Annotated in this window: 15 protein-coding genes; 2 read left to right on the forward strand and 13 right to left on the reverse strand. The window is 72.6% G+C overall.

Annotated elements, in window-relative coordinates; translation table 11 throughout:
- Window positions 1-62: 62 nt before the first annotated feature.
- From ACIQM0_RS11160 to ACIQM0_RS11185, 6 genes are all read right to left on the reverse strand, one after another.
- Window positions 63-1724, reverse strand: a complete 1662-nt coding sequence (locus tag ACIQM0_RS11160; protein ID WP_401285722.1) for an AMP-binding protein — start codon at window positions 1722-1724, stop codon at window positions 63-65.
- 285 nt (window positions 1725-2009) lie between these two features.
- The gene (locus tag ACIQM0_RS11165; protein ID WP_401285723.1) at window positions 2010-2771 is read right to left on the reverse strand and encodes an SDR family NAD(P)-dependent oxidoreductase; all 762 of its coding nucleotides are present in this window, start codon (window positions 2769-2771) and stop codon (window positions 2010-2012) included.
- Window positions 2772-2784: 13 nt separating this feature from the next.
- Entirely contained in the window at window positions 2785-3432 is a 648-nt protein-coding gene (locus ACIQM0_RS11170; RefSeq protein ID WP_401285724.1) for a PaaI family thioesterase, read from the reverse strand.
- Complete coding sequence (locus ACIQM0_RS11175) at window positions 3429-4319, reverse strand: MaoC/PaaZ C-terminal domain-containing protein (protein ID WP_401285725.1); 891 nt, start codon at window positions 4317-4319, stop codon at window positions 3429-3431. The genes ACIQM0_RS11170 and ACIQM0_RS11175 overlap by 4 nt, the downstream gene beginning before the upstream one ends.
- A gap of 1 nt (window position 4320) precedes the next feature.
- Complete coding sequence (locus ACIQM0_RS11180) at window positions 4321-6516, reverse strand: acyl-CoA dehydrogenase (protein WP_401285726.1); 2196 nt, start codon at window positions 6514-6516, stop codon at window positions 4321-4323.
- A gap of 11 nt (window positions 6517-6527) precedes the next feature.
- Window positions 6528-7688 (reverse strand): steroid 3-ketoacyl-CoA thiolase, encoded by a 1161-nt coding sequence (locus tag ACIQM0_RS11185; RefSeq protein ID WP_401285727.1) that lies wholly within the window; start codon window positions 7686-7688, stop codon window positions 6528-6530.
- A 504-nt stretch (window positions 7689-8192) separates the two neighbouring features.
- Here ACIQM0_RS11185 and ACIQM0_RS11190 point away from each other — a divergent pair.
- Together ACIQM0_RS11190 and ACIQM0_RS11195 are read left to right on the forward strand one after the other, a co-directional pair.
- Entirely contained in the window at window positions 8193-9353 is a 1161-nt protein-coding gene (locus ACIQM0_RS11190; protein WP_401285728.1) for a Rieske 2Fe-2S domain-containing protein, read from the forward strand.
- Window positions 9353-9622, forward strand: coding sequence for a ferredoxin (locus ACIQM0_RS11195; RefSeq protein ID WP_401285729.1), 270 nt, complete (start codon window positions 9353-9355; stop codon window positions 9620-9622). Before ACIQM0_RS11190 ends, ACIQM0_RS11195 begins: the two co-directional genes overlap by 1 nt.
- A 306-nt stretch (window positions 9623-9928) precedes the next feature.
- Here ACIQM0_RS11195 and ACIQM0_RS11200 read toward each other — a convergent pair whose 3' ends face one another.
- The 7 genes from ACIQM0_RS11200 to ACIQM0_RS11230 are packed head-to-tail and all read right to left on the reverse strand — an operon-like array spanning window position 9929 to window position 17749.
- Entirely contained in the window at window positions 9929-10858 is a 930-nt protein-coding gene (locus ACIQM0_RS11200; RefSeq protein WP_401285730.1) for a VOC family protein, read from the reverse strand.
- Window positions 10859-10896: 38 nt separating this feature from the next.
- Window positions 10897-12081: an acyl-CoA dehydrogenase family protein gene (locus ACIQM0_RS11205; RefSeq protein WP_401285731.1), complete on the reverse strand. Its 1185-nt coding sequence runs from the start codon at window positions 12079-12081 to the stop codon at window positions 10897-10899.
- Window positions 12082-12089: 8 nt separating this feature from the next.
- Window positions 12090-13148 carry a 4-hydroxy-2-oxovalerate aldolase gene (dmpG, locus tag ACIQM0_RS11210; protein ID WP_401285732.1) on the reverse strand — a complete coding sequence of 353 codons (1059 nt, stop codon included), beginning with the start codon at window positions 13146-13148 and terminating at the stop codon, window positions 12090-12092.
- 28 nt (window positions 13149-13176) lie between these two features.
- A complete protein-coding gene (locus ACIQM0_RS11215) occupies window positions 13177-14085 on the reverse strand; it encodes an acetaldehyde dehydrogenase (acetylating) (protein WP_401285733.1) in 909 nt (302 codons plus the stop codon).
- A gap of 57 nt (window positions 14086-14142) precedes the next feature.
- A complete protein-coding gene (locus ACIQM0_RS11220) occupies window positions 14143-15180 on the reverse strand; it encodes a 2Fe-2S iron-sulfur cluster-binding protein (protein WP_401285734.1) in 1038 nt (345 codons plus the stop codon).
- Complete coding sequence (locus ACIQM0_RS11225; RefSeq protein ID WP_401285735.1) at window positions 15177-16883, reverse strand: FAD-binding protein; 1707 nt, start codon at window positions 16881-16883, stop codon at window positions 15177-15179. The genes ACIQM0_RS11220 and ACIQM0_RS11225 overlap by 4 nt, the downstream gene beginning before the upstream one ends.
- Complete coding sequence (locus ACIQM0_RS11230; RefSeq protein ID WP_401285736.1) at window positions 16880-17749, reverse strand: alpha/beta fold hydrolase; 870 nt, start codon at window positions 17747-17749, stop codon at window positions 16880-16882. The genes ACIQM0_RS11225 and ACIQM0_RS11230 overlap by 4 nt, the downstream gene beginning before the upstream one ends.
- Between the last annotated feature and the right edge of the window lie 225 nt (window positions 17750-17974).

Raw genomic sequence — 17974 nt, forward strand, 5'->3', positions numbered from 1 at the left:
GTTCTCCTTGGATGTCGCCGCCGGGGCGGTCGGGCGGGGCGCGGACGGACGGGTGGCGCGCGTCAGGGCAGGAAGCGTGCGCGCCCGTTGGCCAGGAACTCCCCGCGCAGCAGGGCCTTCTCGTCGTCGTTCATCAGGGTGTACGCGGGCTCGCCCCGGCCCGCCCAGCGGTACACCGGGTCGTCCGTGCGCCAGCCCTCGAGCTGCATCTCCTTCTTGCGCAGCTTGTTGGAGCCGGTGGTGGGCAGGGCGTGCGAGACGCGGACGAAGCGGGGGGCGCCCTTGCTTCCCAGGTCCTCCTGGCGGGCCAGGAAGGCGGGCAGGTCCAGGTCCTCGAAGCGGGTTCCCTCGGCGATCTCGACGGCGGCCATGACCTGGTCGCCGGAGCGCGGGTCGGCCACGCCGAAGACCCCGGCGGCGACGACGCCCCGGTGCCTGCGCAGGACGCGTTCGGTGAGGAGGGCGGAGGTGTTCTCGCCGTCGACCCGTATCCAGTCGCCGGAACGTCCCGCGAAGTAGAAGTAGCCGGCCTCGTCGACGTATCCGAGGTCGCCGGTCCAGTACCAGCCGTGCCGGACGCGTTCGGCGTTCGCCGCCTCGTTGTTGTAGTAGCCCTCGAAGCGGGCGGCGCCCTCGGTGTCGACGATCTCCCCGACGGCCTCCTCCGGGTTGCGGACGCGCCCGTAGGAGTCGAGTTCCGCGGGCGGGCAGGTCGCCCGGGTCGTGGGGTGGACGATCCGGACGCCGGGCCGGGCCGGGATACCCAGCGCGCCGGTGGGTGCCTCGGGGGCCCGCCTGAGCATGCCGCTGCCCTCGCTGGAGCCGTATCCCTCGACGAGCCGGCAGCCGAAGCGCCGCAGGAACAGGGCCGCGTCCTCGGGGGACGCCTCGGTGCCGAAGGCGTGGGTGAGCAGGTTGTCGGCGTCCTGTCCGGTCTCGGGGCGGGCCAGGATGTAGCCGATCGCCTTGCCGACGTAGGTGAAGTAGGTGGCCCCGAAGTGGCGGACGTCGGGGAGGAATCCGGACGCGGAGAACTTGCGGGTCAGGGCGATGGTGGCGCCCGCGGTGAGGGCGGGGGCCCACAGGGCCATCAGCGCGTTGCCGTGGAACAGCGGCATCGGGCAGTAGCAGGTGTCGGCGCGGGTGATGTCGTACTTGGCGCAGTTGGAGGCGCCGAGGGCGGCGAGCCGGCCCTGGGAGCAGATCGCCGCTTTCGACGCGCCGGTGGTGCCGGAGGTGAGGAGCAGCAGCATCCGGGTGGTGGCGGTGACATCGGGGGCGCGTGCGGGCCGGACCGTGTCCGTGTGGGCGGCGAGGCCGGTGGCGTACTCCGGTGTGTCGAGGACGAGGAAGCGGTCGCGGTCCACTCCGATGTCCAGACCGTCCAGCAGCGCGGCGCCCGCCCGGTCGGTGACGATCACCTGGCAGTCGGTGTGCCGTACCTCCCGGGCGAGTTCGGCGCCGCGCCGGGTGGGGTTGATGCCGACGACGGCCGCGCCCGCGAGGGCGGCGGCGCCGAGCCAGAAGACGTACTCGGGCTCGTTGTCCAGGAGTACGCCGATGTGGAACGGCCCGTCGGTGCGCAGCTCCTCGGCCCAGGCGGCGCGGGCCGCGCTCTCCTGGACCACCTCGTCCCAGGTCCAGGTGCGTTCACGGGTCAGCAGCCCCGGGCGGTGGTCCCCGGACCGGGCGAGCAGCAGGTCGGCAATGGTCTCGTGTGGCAACGTCGGTCCCTCTCACCCGGTGCCCGGGTCTGCCGGTGTCGGTACGCGGACGGGTCGCGTCGGGTACGCCTCGTGGATGGTCGTGGCGTCCGCGGTGGGGGCGGGGTCGCGGTCCGCGCCGCGCCGGTGGCGACGCTAGCCGCGGTCGGGACGGCCCGGCCGGGACGATCCCGCTGAACGGGAGAGGGGCCCTTGGAAGGGCCGGAGGCGGGACCGGAATCAGGGCCGGGGCCGCAGCAGACGGCCGGGGAGGCAGCCCACTCCCCCGGCCGTCTCCCCCGCGGGTCAGCCGAAGTTGGCCTGGCCGCCGTCGAGCGGCACCGTGGCGCCCGTCAGATAGCGGGCGTCGGGGCCGCACAGCATCGCGACCGCGCGCCCGATGTCCTGCTCGCAGTCGCCGACGTACCCCAGCGGTATGGACGCGCAGAACTCGGCGGCCTCCTCCGGGTGGGCGTCCTGCCAGCCGGCGTAGGCGGGCGAGGTCGCGTGCGGGGCGATGGCGTTGACCCGGATTCCGTCGCGGCCCCATTCGTTGGCGGCGGCCCGGGTCAGGGAGCGCAGCGCGGACTTGGCGGCCGCGTACGCGCCGTAGGTGCTCAGGTCCCAGCGGACCATGGCGGAGGTGACCAGGTTGATGATCACTCCCCCGCCGTCGCGCTTCAGGTGCGGGTGGGCGGCCTTCATGAAGGCGAACGCAGCGAACGGGCCGCTGTCGAAGCCCTCGCGGAACTGTTCGTCGCTCAGCGACAGCAGCGGCCCGTAGCAGCCGGTGTAGGCGTTGTTGACCAGGATGTCGATCCGGCCGAAGCGTTCGGCGACGTCCTCCACCACGGCGGGGATCCGTTCCGTGTCCCGTACGTCGAGGACGAACGGCTCCGCCTCCGCACCCCGTTCGCGCAGCATCGCGCACGTGGCTTCCAGCTTCGCCGCGGTCCGGCCGAGGACGGCGACGGATGCTCCGTCGGAGGCGAGGGCGAGCGCGATGCCCTGGCCCACGCCCTGGCCGGCCCCGCTGATGACCGCCACTCTTCCGTCGAGGTTTCGCATGGGCTCCACTCCCTCAACTGGGCCGGGGGAGATGCTTGTTGATGAACAGTCCGGTCACGGTGACGCAGCTGCGGCCGCCGGCGGAGATCTCCCCGGCCGTGCGGATCCGTGAACCGTCCACCGAGATCTGGCGCCCGGTGACCGTCAGGGGTTCGAACAGCGGGGTGGGCCGCAGGTAGCGCAGGGTCAGCTCCGCGGTCATCCCGGAGGGGCCGGCCCAGTGGTTGGCCACTCCCAGGGTGTGGTCGAGGAGCAGGGCGGAGACGCCGCCGTGCACATGGCCGGGCGGGCCCTGGTAGGGGAGGTCGAGCGTCACGACGCCCTCGACGGAGCCGTCGTCCTTGCCGCGCAGGTGCAGCGGCGGGGCGAGGGCGTTCTCCGGGCCGGTGACGGGGTCGTGCCGGGTGACGCCCTCGCCGCGCCACATCTCGGCGAGGCGGTCCTCGACGGAGGGGGCCTTCTCGGTGAGTCCGTCGGCGACGGCGTCGAGTTGAGCGGCTATGGCGTCCATGTCGGCGCCGGACCGGTCGCCGGCGCGGAGCAGGGCGGCGACCACCCGGCGGGCCGCGGCGACGGCGGCGTCGACGCCGTCCTTGTGCGGTTCGGCGACCAGTCTGGGGCCGGTCGCGGGTGCGGTGGTGTCGTGCGGGGGGACGTTCATGAGGTCACCGTCGCCGTCGCGTGGGTGAGCACGGGCGCGCCGTCGCGTTCGGGGCAGGCCGCGTGCAGCACGAGCCGCCCGGTGCCGTCGTCCGCCGGTGCGTCGTGCCATACGGAGGTCACCAGGGTCTCCCCGGGAACGAGGGGGCCGGCGAAGCGCACGGTGAGCCCGGTGAGCCGGGTGACGTCACCGTCGAGCACTCCGTCGACGAGGGCCTTGCAGACCAGTCCGTAGGAGGCGAGCCCGTGCAGGATCGGCCGGTCGAACCCGGCGGCCCGCGCGAACGCGGGGTCGGCGTGCAGCGGGTTGAGATCTCCGTTGAGCCGGTACCACAAAGCCTGTTGAGGTGTGGTGGCGCTGGTGAGGACGGAGTCGGCGGGCCGGTCCGGCGCCCTCCAGTGCTCCTCCGGTCCCGGCTCTCCGCCGAAGCCGCCCTCGCCGCGCGCCCAGATCCGGGTGGTGGTGGTCCACAGCGGCTCGCCGTCGGCGTCGGTGGCCGCGGACTCCAGGACGACGAGCGCGGCCGTGCCCTTGTCCCGGATCTCGGCGACCCGAGAGCGGAGGGTGGCGGTGCCCGATGCCGGGAGCGGCCGGTGGACCTGGAGTCCCTGGCCCGCGTGGAGCAGGGCCCGCAGGTCGATGTCGATGCCGGGCAGGTGGAGGCCCGGTGCGGCCTCCTCGCCGCAGGAGATCCCGGAGCCGGCCACCACCGCGAAGGTCGGCAGCACGGCGAGAGCCTTCTCGAAGGTCAGGTGCAGCTCGGGTCCGGTGGCGGCGTCGGCGCCCGCGCCGAGGCTCAGGTGGTAGAGGAGTACGTCGCGGGTGGTCCAGCGGATCTCGCGGACGGACGGGTCCGCGGTCAGCGCCTTCTCTCGGTCGATGGGCATGTCAGCCTTTCTCGGTGGGCTCGGGGTCGCGGGGCAGGCCGAGGATGCGCTCGCCGATGATGTTCAGCTGGATCTCCGTCGTACCGCCCGCGATGGACAGGCAGCGGGCGTTGAGGAACTGCCAGGTGGCGTCGAGGCGTTCGCCCTCGCCGGTCAGTGCGGCGGAGCCCTGCCAGTCCACGCAGGTCTCCCAGACCCCCTGCTGGTGTTCGACGCCGAGCAGTTTGGCGACGGACGCCTCGGCTCCCGGCTGCTGGCCGGAGACGGTGCGCAGGGTGGTGCGCAGGGCGAGGACGGCACCGGACTGCGCGTCGCAGAGGTGGCCGCCGAGGGTGGTGAGCTGTTCGTCGTCGAGGCCGTCGGAGGCGGCGGCGATCTCCAGCAGCGCCTCCGCGCCGGAGCCGACCGAGTCGTGGGACAGGGCGACGCGTTCGTTGGCGAGGGTGGTGCGGGCGAGCTTCCAGCCGTCGCCCGGGGAGCCGACGAGCAGCTCGTCGGGGATGAACACCTCGTCGAGGAACACCTCGTTGAACTCGGCGTCGCCGGTGATCTGCCGCAGCGGCCGGATGTCGAGGCCGGGGCTCGTCATGTCGAGGAGGAAGTAGGAGATCCCCTTGTGCTTGGGCGCGTCGCTGTCGGTACGGGCGAGCAGGACGCCCCAGTGGGCGTCACGGGCCATGGACGTCCACACCTTCTGGCCGGTGACGCGCCAGCCGCCGTCCGTCTTCTCGGCGCGGGTGGTGAGTCCGGCGAGGTCGGAGCCCGCGCCCGGCTCGCTGAACAGCTGGCACCAGACGATGCCGCCGCGCAGGCTCGGCCCGAGGAAACGCTCCTGCTGGGCCGGGTCGCCGTGGGCGATGATTGTGGGCACCACCCAGCCGCCGATGATCATGTCGACGGGGGTGAGGTCCGCGGCCCGGAGCTCCTCGGCGATGACGAGCTGCGTCACCGGGTCGGCGCCCTTGCCCCAGGGGGCCGGGAGATGGGGGGCGGTGTAGCCGTGGTCCGCGAGGTGGCCGAGGCGCTCCCTGCCGTCCAGGGCGGCGGCCGGCCGCAGTTCGGCGCGGATGTCCTCGCGTACGGCTTCGGCCTCCGCGGGCAGCTCCACGCCGAGTGTGCGGCGGGTGCCTTCCAGGGTGAGGCGGGCGACCCGGCGGCGCCAGGCGGCGGACGGGCCGAGGACGATCCGGAGGGTCTGGGCGCGGCGCAGCGCGAGGTGCGCGTCGTGCTCCCAGGTGAAGCCGATGCCGCCGAGTACCTGGATGCAGTCCTTGGCCACGGAGAACGCGGCGTCGACGCCGGCCGCTCCGGCGACGGCGGCGGCCAGCGAGGCCTCACGGGCGTCTCCCACGCCGCCGGGGGCTGTCGCGCGGGCGGCGTCCCAGGCGCAGGCACGGGCCTGTTCGGCCTGTGCGAGCATCCGGGCGCAGCGGTGCTTGACGCCCTGGAACTGGCCGATGCGGCGGCCGAACTGCTCCCGGACCCGGGCGTACTGTGCGGCGGTGGTCACGCAGCGGTCCGCGAGGCCGGAGGACTCGGCGGCGAACAGCGTCGCGGCGAGGTCCCGGGGCCGCTGGGGATCGAGGTCGAGCAGATCGGCGGCCGGCACCGGGACCGACCGTGCGGTCACCCGGGACGAGCGGCGGGTGAGGTCGTGGCTGCGGACGTCGGTGGTCTCCACGGCGGCGCGGGGCAGGACCAGCCAGGTGGTGCGGCCGTTGTCGGAGGCGGGCAGGACGAACACGTCGGCGAGGTGCCCGCCGATGACGAGGTCGGACGTTCCGGTGACGGTGGCCGTGCCGTCGGCGGCGCGCGCCAGGACGAGGGTGCCGGGGGCGAGTCCGACCGCGCCGAGGGTGGTGCCGGCGGCGAGCGGGGCGAGGTACTGGCGGTGTCCGGCCGCGTGCAGGACGGCAGAGGCGAGCGTCGTCGGGAGGTAGGGGCCGGGGGCTGTCGCGCGGCCCAGTTCCTCGGTGACGACGGCGAGTTCGACGAGTCCGTAGCCGGCGCCGCCCACCTCCTCCGGCAGGTGCAGCCCGAGCAGTCCCTGTTCGGCTAGGCCGCTCCAGCAGGCGGGGACGGTCTCCTTGTCGGCGTCGGCCGCCGCGCGGAGGGTGTCCTGCGTGATGTGCCGGTTCGCGAAGGCGCGTACGGCGTCGCGCAGGTCGCGGTGTTCCTGGGTGAGTCCGATGGTCATGGCGCGCCCCCTCAGATGCGTTCGATGACGGTGGCGGTCGCGTGCGCTCCACCGGCGCACATGGTGATCAGGGCGGTGGCCTTCCCGGTCCGTTCCAGTTCGTGCAGGGCCTGGGTGAGAAGCCGGGCGCCGGTGGAGCCGACGGCGTGACCGAGCGCGATGGCGCCGCCGTTGACGTTGACCTTGTCCAGATCGGCCCGGTGGACCTGTGCCCAGGACAGGACGACGGAGGCGAAGGCCTCGTTGATCTCGACGAGGTCGATGTCGGCGAGGGTCATCCCGGCGGTGCGCAGGACGCGTTCGGTCGCGGCGACGGGCCCGTCGAGGTGGTAGTACGGGTCGGAGCCGACCATGGCGGAGGCCACGATGCGGGCGCGGGGGCGGAGTCCCTCGCGGGCGGCGCGCTCCCGGCTCATGAGCAGGACGGCGGCGGCGCCGTCGCTGATCTGGGAGGAGTTCCCGGCGGTGTGGATGCCGTCGGGGAGGACCGGGCGGAGAGCGGCCAGGGCCTCGGCGGTGGTGTCCCGCAGCCCCTGGTCGCGGGTGACCGTCGCGGTCTCGCCGGTGGGCCCCCCGGGGCCGGCGACCGGGGCCTGGATCGGGATGATCTGGCGGTCGAAGCGCCCTTCGGCCCAGGCGCGGGCGGCCTTCTGCTGGGAGGCGAGGCCGAGGGCGTCCGCGTCGGCCCTGGTGATGCCCCGGTTGCGGGCGATGCGTTCGGCGGCCGTGAACTGGTCGGGCATGTCCAGGGACCAGCTGTCCGGTACCGGGGAGCCGTTGTCGGGGGTGAGCGCGGCGCCGAGGAAGACGCGGCTCATGGACTCGACGCCGCAGCCGATGCCGGTCTCGATGGCGCCGGCGGCGATCAGGCCCGCGACCAGGTGCACGGCCTGCTGGGACGATCCGCAGGCACAGTCGACGGTGGTGCACGCGGTGGTGTGCGGGAGTCCGCTGTGCAGCCAGGCGTTGCGGGTGACGTTGTTGGACTGTTCGCCGGCCTGGGTGACACAGCCGCCGATGACCTGCTCCACGGTGCCGGGCGCGATGCCCGCCCGCTCCACCAGGCCCTTCTGGGCGAGCCCGAGGAGTTCCGCCGGATGGAGTCCGGACAGGACACCGCGGCGCCGGCCGACCGGCGTCCGTGCGGCTTCGACGATGACGGCCTCGGTCATGGCTCTCCGTAGGGGTGAGGGGCCCGTGGGGGCCGGGACACTGATGAAGGAAAACTAGAATTTGTTCTCGAAATAGGCAAGGGCCAGTCCCGCTCAGTGGCCCGGCCCACCTGGCCGCGTCCCGCGCGGCGAAGGCGATCACCCCGGCGCCGCCGCGGCCGTCTCCCTCAGCCCCACGCACGACAGGTCGACGGCGAACACGGCCGCCCCCTCGGACACCAGGTGGCCCGCCCGATGCCCGGCCCCGCCCCGGTGAGCAGGACTTTCACACCGTCGAAACGGTTCATCTCTGCCCCCTCCGCCGTACATACCGATGAACGGGGCGGCGGATGGTACCCGCGGTCGCCGGGGCGGCACGGCCGTGGTCCCACGGACCGGGACCGGGGTGCGCCGGGTCCCCGGAGCGCCGGTACCGGTCAGTGGGACTCCCCCGCCCGCACGCCGGGGTACGCGCCTAGCGTCCGGACCCCGGAGACCAAGCGGCGTAAAGGGGATGAGAGCAACGTGAGCGCAGTCGAGTCGGCACACGACGACGTCAGGGACATCGAAGCCACCGCGGCACCCACGCGTTTCGCGCGCGGCTGGCACTGCCTGGGCCTCGCGGAGAAGTTCAAGGACGGCAAACCGCACGCGGTCCGGGCCTTCGGCCAGAAGCTCGTGGTGTTCCAGGCGGGCGACGGCACGCTCAGCGTCCTGGACGCCTACTGCCGCCACATGGGCGGCGATCTCTCGCAGGGCACCGTCAAGGGCGACGAGGTCGCCTGCCCGTTCCACGACTGGCGGTGGGGCGGCGACGGCCGCTGCAAGCGGATCCCGTACGCCAAGCGGGTTCCGCTGCGGGCCCGCACGGCGGCCTGGACGACGCTCGACCAGGACGGCATGCTCTTCGTCTGGAACGACCCGGAGGGCAATCCCCCGCCCGCCGACGTGACCATCCCCCGAATAGAGGGGGCGACGAGCGACGAGTGGACCGACTGGCTCTGGTACGAGACCGTCATCGACGCCAACTGCCGCGAAGTCGTCGACAACGTGGTGGACATGGCCCACTTCTTCTACGTCCACTACTCCTTCCCGACGTACTTCAGGAACGTCTTCGAGGGCCACACGGCCACCCAGCACATGCGCGCCACCGGCCGCCCCGACGCCCGCCCCCAGGAACAGGACGACAGGCCGAAGACCACCGGCAGCAACTCGGTCGCCTCCTACCACGGCCCGTCGTTCATGATCGACGACCTCACCTACCACTACGAGACCGGTGACACGCAGTCGGTACTGATCAACTGCCACTACCCCGTCGACGCGAACCGGTTCGTGCTCCAGTACGGGATCATCGTGAAGCGCTCCCCGACCGCGGCCGGCGACGCCGCCGATGAACTCGCCTCCGGTATGGGGCAGTTCATCAAGCTCGGCTTCGAGCAGGACATCCAGATCTGGCAGAACAAGACCAGGATCGACAACCCCCTGCTCTGCGAGGAGGACGGCCCGGTCTACCAACTGCGGCGCTGGTACGAGCAGTTCTACGTGGACGTGGCCGACGTGAAGCCGGAGATGACCGACCGCTTCGAGTTCGAGCTGGACACCACACGGCCGGTCGAGGCGTGGCAGAGGGAGGTCGAGGGGAACCTCGCCCGCAAGGCCGCCGCCACCGAGGGCTGGCCGGCCTGATGCGGGTCGACAACCGCCTCGCCGACGGGGCACCGATGCGGTCGCTGGCCTGTGAACGGTGCGCGGCGCAGGTCCTGGTGCGCAAAAGCAGCTGGCAGCAGACGAGTGTGCAGTGGGACGGCCGGTCCCTGGCGCTCTGCGCGGAGCGCGATCCGGCCGACGGCTCCTTCGAGGGCTGCGGGTCGCTGCGCGACACGATCCGCGAGGCCGCGCTGCGGGGCACGATCGAGCTCGCGGACGGGGCCGGCTCCGCCACCGCCGCCCGCTGATCAACGCCGACGCACGCCGGCCCGGCCCCGGCCATTCGGACCGGGCCGGGGCGGCGTGCACGGCTGTCGCGCCCCGCCGGTCCTGAAGCAGCCCCGTCGACACACGCGTGCCGGGCATCGCGCGTCCCGGACTCGACCGGATCCGCCTCCACCGCAGCGTCGTTCACGCTGCGGTGGAGGCGGTTCCGACGTGGAACCCCGGTCCATGGCTCAGGGGCACCCGACAGCCTCTCGGGCCGGCACATCGGCCTCGCCGCCGTGGCATCCGGCCGTCGCGGCGCGGCCGTCGTGTCGACCGGGCGGTCCTCAGGTGGCCTTGCCCGGCGGGGTGAAGGCGGCCAGTGGCTCGGAGCCGGACCAGTCGTGGCCCCAGTAGCTGTCGGCGGTGATCTCCTCTGCGGTGTAGTGCCTCTCGTCGACGCGCATCCCGTCGCAGCCGTACTCGATGTCCCAGCCGCCGGGCGCGCGTACGTAGAACGACACCATCTTGTCGTTGGTGTGCCGGCCCAGCGTGGAGGAGAGGGAGAATCCCCGTCTGCCCACGTTGTCGAGGGCGCGGCCGACCGCGTCCAGGCTGTCGACCTCGACCATCAGGTGCACCAGTCCGGGTTCCTCGCCGTGCGGGGCGGGGCAGACGGCGAGGCTGTGGTGGCGTTCGTTGACGCCCATGAAGCGCACCCGGCGGGGCGGGGCCTCGGGCGACCGGCCGCTGAGCCGGATTCCGCCGCGCGGCAGGAAGCCGAGCACCTCGGTGTAGAAGGCGACGGTCTCGTCCGCGCAGGTGGTGGGCAGCACGACGTGCCCCATCCCCTGGCCGCCGGTGACGAACCGCTGGCCGAACCCGGTCAGTACGGGGCTGTGGTCGAGGATCGGGGCGAAGTACACCTCGACGGGCACTCCGGCCGGGTCGTCGAAGACGATGCCCTCCTCCACGCCCCGGTCGTCGGCCTCCTTCGCGGAGAGCGGCTTCACCGCCGTGCCGGAGGCCTCGACAGCGCGGCCGACGGCGGCGAGCGCGAACTGGTCCCGCACCTCCCAGCCGACGGACAGCACCCGGTCGCTGTCGCCGGGCAGGACGACGAGGCGGGCGCGGCGCTCGTCCATGCGCAGGTAGAGCCCGTCGGGGTCCGGCCCCGAGCCCTCGGCGAAGCCGAGGGCCTCCACGGTGAGTTCGCGCCAGCGGTCGATGTCACGTGTCTGGACCCGGAGGTATCCGAGTCCGCGGATCTGCGTCATGTGCGTTCCTCTCTGGTCCCGCTGCGAACAGAAGGTTTCTAGATCATCGAGCGCATCGGCCCGTGCGGCGGCTCGATGCCGATCTCCGTGAGCGCCGAGGCGTGGAAGACGGAGCCCGGTACGTGGATGGCGTGCGCGAGACCGGTGTGCGCGTCGCGCCAGAACCGCTGGATCGGGTTGTCCAGCCGCATCGCGTTGCCGCCGGAGCGGGCGACGATCTCGTCCACCGCGCGGACCGCCCGCCAGGCGGCCGCCGCCTGGGTGCGCCGGCCGACGGCCCGTCGCTCGAAGCCGATCTCCCGGCCGGCCGCCACCGTGTCGTACATCTGGCAGACGTTGTCCAGGAGCGCCGAGCGGGAGGCCGCGATCTCGGCCGCCGCGTCGCTGACGGCGTACAGGACGTACGGGTCGTCCCGCACGGCCTGGCCGGTGATCTGCACCCGGTCGCGCTGGTAGTCGAGGTGGTGGGCGAGGGCGCCCTCGCAGATGCCGATCACGGCGGCGGTGATGCCGAGCGGGAACGCGGCGGAGAACGGCAGCCGGTAGGCGGGGTTGGCCAGCCCCGACTCGGCGGCCAGGGACCCGTCCACGACCTTGGCGTACTCGATGACGCGGTGGGCGGGTACGAAGGCGTCCTTGACGATGACGTCCTTGCTGCCGGTGCCGCGCAGCCCGACCACGTCCCACGAGTCGTCGACGATCTCGTAGTCGGCGCGCGGCAGGATGACGTGCACGGACTGCGGGGGGTTGATCCGGTTGCCGTCGCTGTCGGCGAGGAAACCGCCGAGGAAGATCCACCGGCAGTGGTCGGTGCCGGAGGAGAACTGCCAGCGGCCGTTGAAGACGTGGCCGCCGTCGACGGGCCTGAGCAGGCCCATCGGTGCGTACGGGGAGGCGATCCAGGTGTCGGGGTCCTCGCCCCAGACCTCCTCCTGGACCCGGGGGTCGGCCATCGCCATCTCCCACGGGTGGACGCCGACGACGCCCGCGACCCAGCCGGTGGCCCCGTCCAGGGAGGCGATCCTCATGACGGTCTCGGCGAACTCGCGCGGGTGCAGTTCGAGGCCGCCGTGGGCCTTGGGCTGGAGCATGCGGATAGCGCCGACCTCGCGCAGGATCTTCGCCGCCTGGTCGTCGAGCCTGCCGAGCGCCTCATTGGCGGGGCCGAGCGCGCGGATCTCGTCGGCGCGGGCTTCGACGGCGTCAAGTACCGGATTGGACATGGCTGTTCTCACTTCCCCGGGGTGTTCTGGGCGTCGGCCGTGGCCCGGTTCCTCGCCGCGAGGGCGACCGCGATCTCGATGAGCTGGTCCTCCTGGCCGCCGACGAGCTTGCGGCGGCCGGCTTCCATCAGGATCTCGGCGCCGGACACCTGGTAGGTCTCGGCCTGACGGGCGGCGTGCTTAAGGAAGCTGGAGTACACACCCGCGTAGCCCATCGTCAGGGACAGCCGGTCGAGCAGGCACTCGCCGTCCATGACGGGCCGCACCACGTCCTCGGCCGCGTCGATGATCTTCAGTACGTCGATGCCGGTACGGATGCCCAGTTTCTCGGCGACGGCCGCGAACCCCTCGACGGGGGTGTTGCCCGCGCCCGCCCCGAAGCGACGGGTCGATCCGTCGATCTGAAGGGCCCCGGCGCGTACCGCGAGGACCGAGTTGGCGACGCCGAGGCCGAGGTTCTCGTGGCCGTGGAAGCCGACCTGGGCGTCGTCGCCGAGTTCGGCGACCAGGGCGGCGACACGGTCGCTGGTCTGCTCCATGATGAGGGCACCCGCGGAGTCGACGACGTAGACGCACTGGCAGCCGGCGTCGGCCATGATGCGGGCCTGCCGGGCCAGTTCCCCGGGCGGTTGGCTGTGCGACATCATCAGGAAGCCGACGGTCTCCAGGCCGAGTTCGCGGGCCAGCCCGAAGTGCTGGACGGCGATGTCCGCCTCGGTGCAGTGGGTGGCGATGCGGCAGATCGCGGCGCCGTTGTCGGCGGCCTCGCGGATGTCGTCCTGGAGACCGAGACCGGGCAGCATCAGGAAGGCGATCTTCGCCCGGCGGGCGGTCTTCACCGCGGCCTTGATCAGCTCCTGTTCGGGGGTGTGGCTGAAGCCGTAGTTGAAGGAGGACCCGCCGAGGCCGTCGCCGTGGGTGACCTCGATGACGGGGACGCCCGCGTCGTCGAGGGCGGCGACGACGGAGGTGACGTGGTCGACGGTGAACTGGTGCTGCTTTGCATGTGATCCGTCCCTGAGGGACGAGTCGGTGACCCGGATGTCCAGGTCGGAGCTGTAGGGCATGGCTCGTGTACTCCTCGGTGTGCGGCGGTCAGGCACCGGCGCGGCGGGCGGTGATCCGCTGGGCGAAGCCCTCGCCGACCCTGGTGGCGGCGGCGGTCATGATGTCGAGGTTTCCGGAGTACGGCGGCAGGAAGTCGCCCGCGCCCTCCACCTCGATGAACACCGCGACCCGGGCGAACCCGCCGCTGACCGCGGTCGGTTCGTCGAACTGCGGCTCTGCGCGCAGCCGGTAGCCGGGTACGTACGCGGCGACTCGGGCGACGGTCTCGCGGATCGACGTGGTGACGGCGTCCCGGTCGGCGTCGGCGGGGACGGCGCAGAAGACGGTGTCCTGCATCAGCATCGGCGGCTCGGCCGGGTTGAGGATGATGATGGCCTTGCCCTTGGCGGCGCCGCCGATCGTCTCGATGCCCCGGCTGGTGGTGAGCGTGAACTCGTCGATGTTGGCGCGGGTACCGGGCCCTGCGGACGGCGAGGCGACGCTCGCGACGATCTCCGCGTAGGCGACCTCGGTGACCCGGGAGACGGCGTGCACGATCGGGATGGTGGCCTGTCCCCCACAGGTGATGAGGGAGACGTTCGGCGCGTCGAGGTGGTCGCCGAGGTTGACGGCGGGCACGACCGCCGGGCCGATCGCGGCGGGGGTCAGGTCGATGGCCTGGATGCCGAGTCCGGCGTACTTGGGCGCGTTGGCCCGGTGGACGTACGCGGACGTGGCCTCGAAGACCAGGTCCGGCCGCTCCTCGCCGGCCAGCAGGGCGTCGACGCCGTCGGCGCTCGTGTGCAGGCCGTGGTCGGCGGCGCGCTTGAGGCCGGGGCTCTGTTCGTCGATGCCGATCATCCAGCGCGGCTCGATGTCCCGCGAGCGCAGGAGTTTGTACATCAGGTCGGTGCCGATGTTGCCGGATCCGACGATCGCGGCGGTCGCCTTGGTCACGGTTCGAACCTCATCCGGGTCGAGTGGGAACGGGGAACAGATGCGGGAGGGGGTGGCTCAGCCGTCGTAGGTGGCCTTCAGCCGGTCGCTGAGCGGGCGCGCCTGGCAGGCGAGGATCAGGCCGTCGGCGAGGTCGGTCGCGTCGAGGACCTCGTTGCGTTCCATGGCCACCTCGCCCTCGGTGAGGAGGCAGGCGCAGGCGCTGCAGTTGCCCTCCCGGCAGGAGTACGGCGCGTCCAGTCCGGCGGCGAGCAGTACGTCGAGCAGCGGGGTGTCCCGCGGCCATCGGACGGTGTGGCGCACTCCGTCCAGCTCCACCTCCGCCGTGCCGGCGGGCCCGGCCCCCTCCGGCTCCGGCGCGGGCCCGCGTTCCGCGAACGGGTCGCCGGTCAGTGAGGTGAAGCGCTCCACGGTGATCCGGTCCGGTGGTACTCCCAGCCCGGTGAGCGCTCCGGTCGCCAGGTCCATGAAGGGGCCGGGCCCGCAGACGAAGGCCGGGCGCCCGGCGTAGGGGCTGGCGAGGGCTCGCAGGCCGGATGCGGTGGGCCGGCCCTGGACGGACTCCAGCCAGTGCAGGACGGTGAGCCGGTCGCCGTACTCCTCGGCCAGCGCGGCCAGTTCGTCGCGGAAGATGACGGACCGCTCGTCGCGGTTGGCGTAGAGGAGGGTGACCGCGCCCGTCCCGGCGTGCAGGGCGGAGACGAGGATCGACATCACCGGGGTGATGCCGCTGCCCGCGGCGCACAGCAGGAAGTCGCCGTCGAGCGAGTCGGGGGTGAAGGTGCCCGCGGGCCGCAGCACCTCCAGGGTGTCGCCCTCGGTGACGTGGTCGCAGATCCAGTGCGAGGCGTACCCCCCGACGGTGCGCTTGACGGTCACCTTCAGGTGCTCGTCGCGCGCCGGGGAGCTGCACAGCGAGTAGCAGCGGGCGGCTCCGCCGGGGCGCTCCGAGGGCACCCGGACGGTGAGGAACTGGCCGGGCCGGTACGTGAACCGGGCCCGTTCCCCGTCCGCGGGCTCCAGGACCAGCGAGTGCGCGTCGGCCGTCTCCCGGATCACCTGGACGACGCGCACGGTCAGCGGAGCGGGTCTCATGGCGCGCCCCCGGTGGTGCCGGCCCCGGCGGACGAGGCGGCGCGGGCGGCGGCCGCGTGCCGGGCCGCGATGTAGCCGAACACGATGGACGGGCCGATGGTGGCGCCCGGTCCCGCGTACTCGTTGGCCATCACGGACGCGGAGGTGTTGCCGGTGGCGTACAGCCCGGTGATGGCCGAACCGTCCTCGCGCAGGACCTGGCTGTGCTCGTCGCAGACGAGTCCGCCCTTGGTGCCGAGGTCGCCGACCTCGATCCGGATCGCGTAGTAGGGGGCCTTGACGATCTCGTCGAGGTTGGGGTTCTTCATCGTCGGGTCGCCGTAGTAGCGGTCGTAGGCGCTGTCGCCGCGCCCGAAGTCGGTGTCCCGGCCGGTCCGGGCGAAGCCGTTGAACCGTTCGACGGTCGCGGCGAGGGTGTCCGCGGGGACGCCGATACTCCGGGCGAGCGCGGCGATGCTGTCCGCGCGGTGCACGGTGCCGTTCTCGTAGAACGCCCTGGGGAACGGCATGCCGGGGAGGATCTGGGCGAACGGGTAGCGGGCGCGGGCCTTGGCGTCCATCACGAACCACGCGGGCGTGTGCCCGCCCTCGATCTGGTCGTGGACGAAGTTCACGTACGGCGAGGACTCGTTGGTGAAGCGCCGGCCGTCGCCGGAGACGATCACCGACGGGGGGATGCACCGCTCGGAGACCAGCGGGATCGTCGCACCGGACGGGTGGTGCACGGACGGCATCCACCAGGCGTCGTCCATGAAGTCGAGGGCGGCGCCGAGTTCCTTACCGGCGACGATGCCGTCGCCGACGTTCTCGACGGCTCCGGCGCTGTGGTTGTCCCGGCCGCCCTCCGGCAGGTACTTCTCGCGCATCTCCTGGTTGTGGTCGAAGCCGCCGGTGGCGAGGAGGACGCCGTGCCTGGCGCCGACCCGCACGGCGCCGCCGTCCCGTTCGACGACGACTCCGGTGACCCTGCCGCTCGGGTCGGTGACGAGCCCGGTCATCGGGCTGCGCAGCCACACGGGGACGCCGGCCTCCTTGAGGGCCATGCGCATCCGTGCGACGAGCGCCCGGCCGCCGGTCGCCATGTGGCGGCGGCGGACCGTGTTGGACGAGACGCGCCAGGCGGCGATCACGGAGGCCCAGCGGCCGCGCCAGGTCCGCTTGACCATGGCGAGGTCCCGGTAGTCCTTCGCGGTGATCCACAGTCCGAGCGGGCCCTTGAGGCTGTTGGGCCGCTGGTGCCTCTCGTCCTCGCCGAGCTTGCGGGTGTCGAAGGGCAGCGCCTCGACGGACCGGCCGAGCGGGCGGCCGCCCTCGTACTCGGGGTGGTAGTCGGCGTAGCCCTTGACCCAGAAGAAGCGCATCCAGCGGCTCCTGCCGAGCAGTTCCATCGCGGCCGGCCCCTGGTCGACGTAGGCGTCGAGGCGGGCGCCCGGTACCCGGTCACCGGTGAGCCGGTCGAGGTAGCGGCGCACGGAGGCCCGGCTGTCGTCGTGGCCCCTGGCCCGCAGGGTCGGGTTGTTGGGGATCCAGATGCCGCCGCCGGAGATCCCGGTCGTGCCGCCGTACATCGCGCCCTTCTCGACGACGACGGTGGTCAGGCCGCTGTCGGCCGCGGTCAGTGCGGCGGCCATGCCGCCCCCGCCGCTGCCGACCACGACGAAGTCGAACTCCTCGTCCCAGGCTTCCCGGGCCCCGGCGCTCACGCCGCGTCCTCACGGGTGAGGAAGGCGAGGACCGCGCTCTCCCAGGCGGCCTTCTGTTCGATCATCACCCAGTGCCCACAGTCGGGGAAGACGTGCAGTTCCGCGTCCGGAATGGTGCGCATCGGCAGGATCGACATGTCGACCGGGCTGACCCGGTCGTCGCGGCCCCAGGTGAGCAGGGTCTTCGCCCGGAGCCGGTGCAGCATGGCCCAGTACGGTGGCTCGTCGGACGCGGCGGCGTCGGCGGCCCGTGCGGCGAACGCCTCGCTGCCGTACATCAGCCGGGCACTGGCGAGCGTCTCCGGGTCGGTGGCCTGCGCCCACCGCTCCTCGATGAGTTCCTCGGTGACCAGGGACGGGTCGTGCACCATGGAGTTCAGCCAGCGGACCAGGCGTTCACGGGACGGTGCGTCGGTGAACTCCGTGAGCAGCTTGATGCCTTCGCCGGGCCCCGGGCTGAACAGATTCCGGCCGATGCCGCCGATCGTGACGAGGCGGCGCACCCGGTCCGGGTGGGCGAGGGCGAACCTGGTGCCGACGATGCCGCCCATGGAGTTGCCGACGATGTCGGTCTGCTGGAGGCCGAGCCCGTCCAGGAACCGGGTCACGGAGGCGGCGGCCGTCGCCATGGGGTGGCCGCCGGCCGGGTCGCTGACCCCGAATCCGGGGAACTCCAGGACGAGGCAGCGGAAGTGCCCCGCGAACGCGGCCAGGTTGTGCCGGTAGTTGCGCCAGCCCGTGACCCCGGGGCCGGATCCGTGCAACAGGAGCAGGGGCGGGCCCTCGCCGGCCTCGTGGTAGCGCAACACGCCCTGATCGGTCGTGAGCTCGCGCAATGTGGAGTCGTGGCTCAGCTCCGTCATCATCCCTGCCTCAATTGGCCTCGGTGTTCGGGTGGGTCCGGGCCGCCGCCGGCCCTGGGCGGCCGTGAGTGCCGCGTGAACAGTTCCTGGACGGTAGCCACGCCCCGCGGGAGGGCGCGGCGGCCGTCTCGGTCAGCGGGATGCGTACGGTCACGGGGCCGCCGACGGCCTCAAGGGCCCGGCGGCCGACGGCGTTCCACTGATCGGGAGCGCGTTCCCGGCGGGCGC

It is taken from the genome of Streptomyces sp. NPDC091387 (assembly GCF_044756945.1).
Taxonomy (GTDB): Bacteria; Actinomycetota; Actinomycetes; order Streptomycetales; family Streptomycetaceae; genus Streptomyces.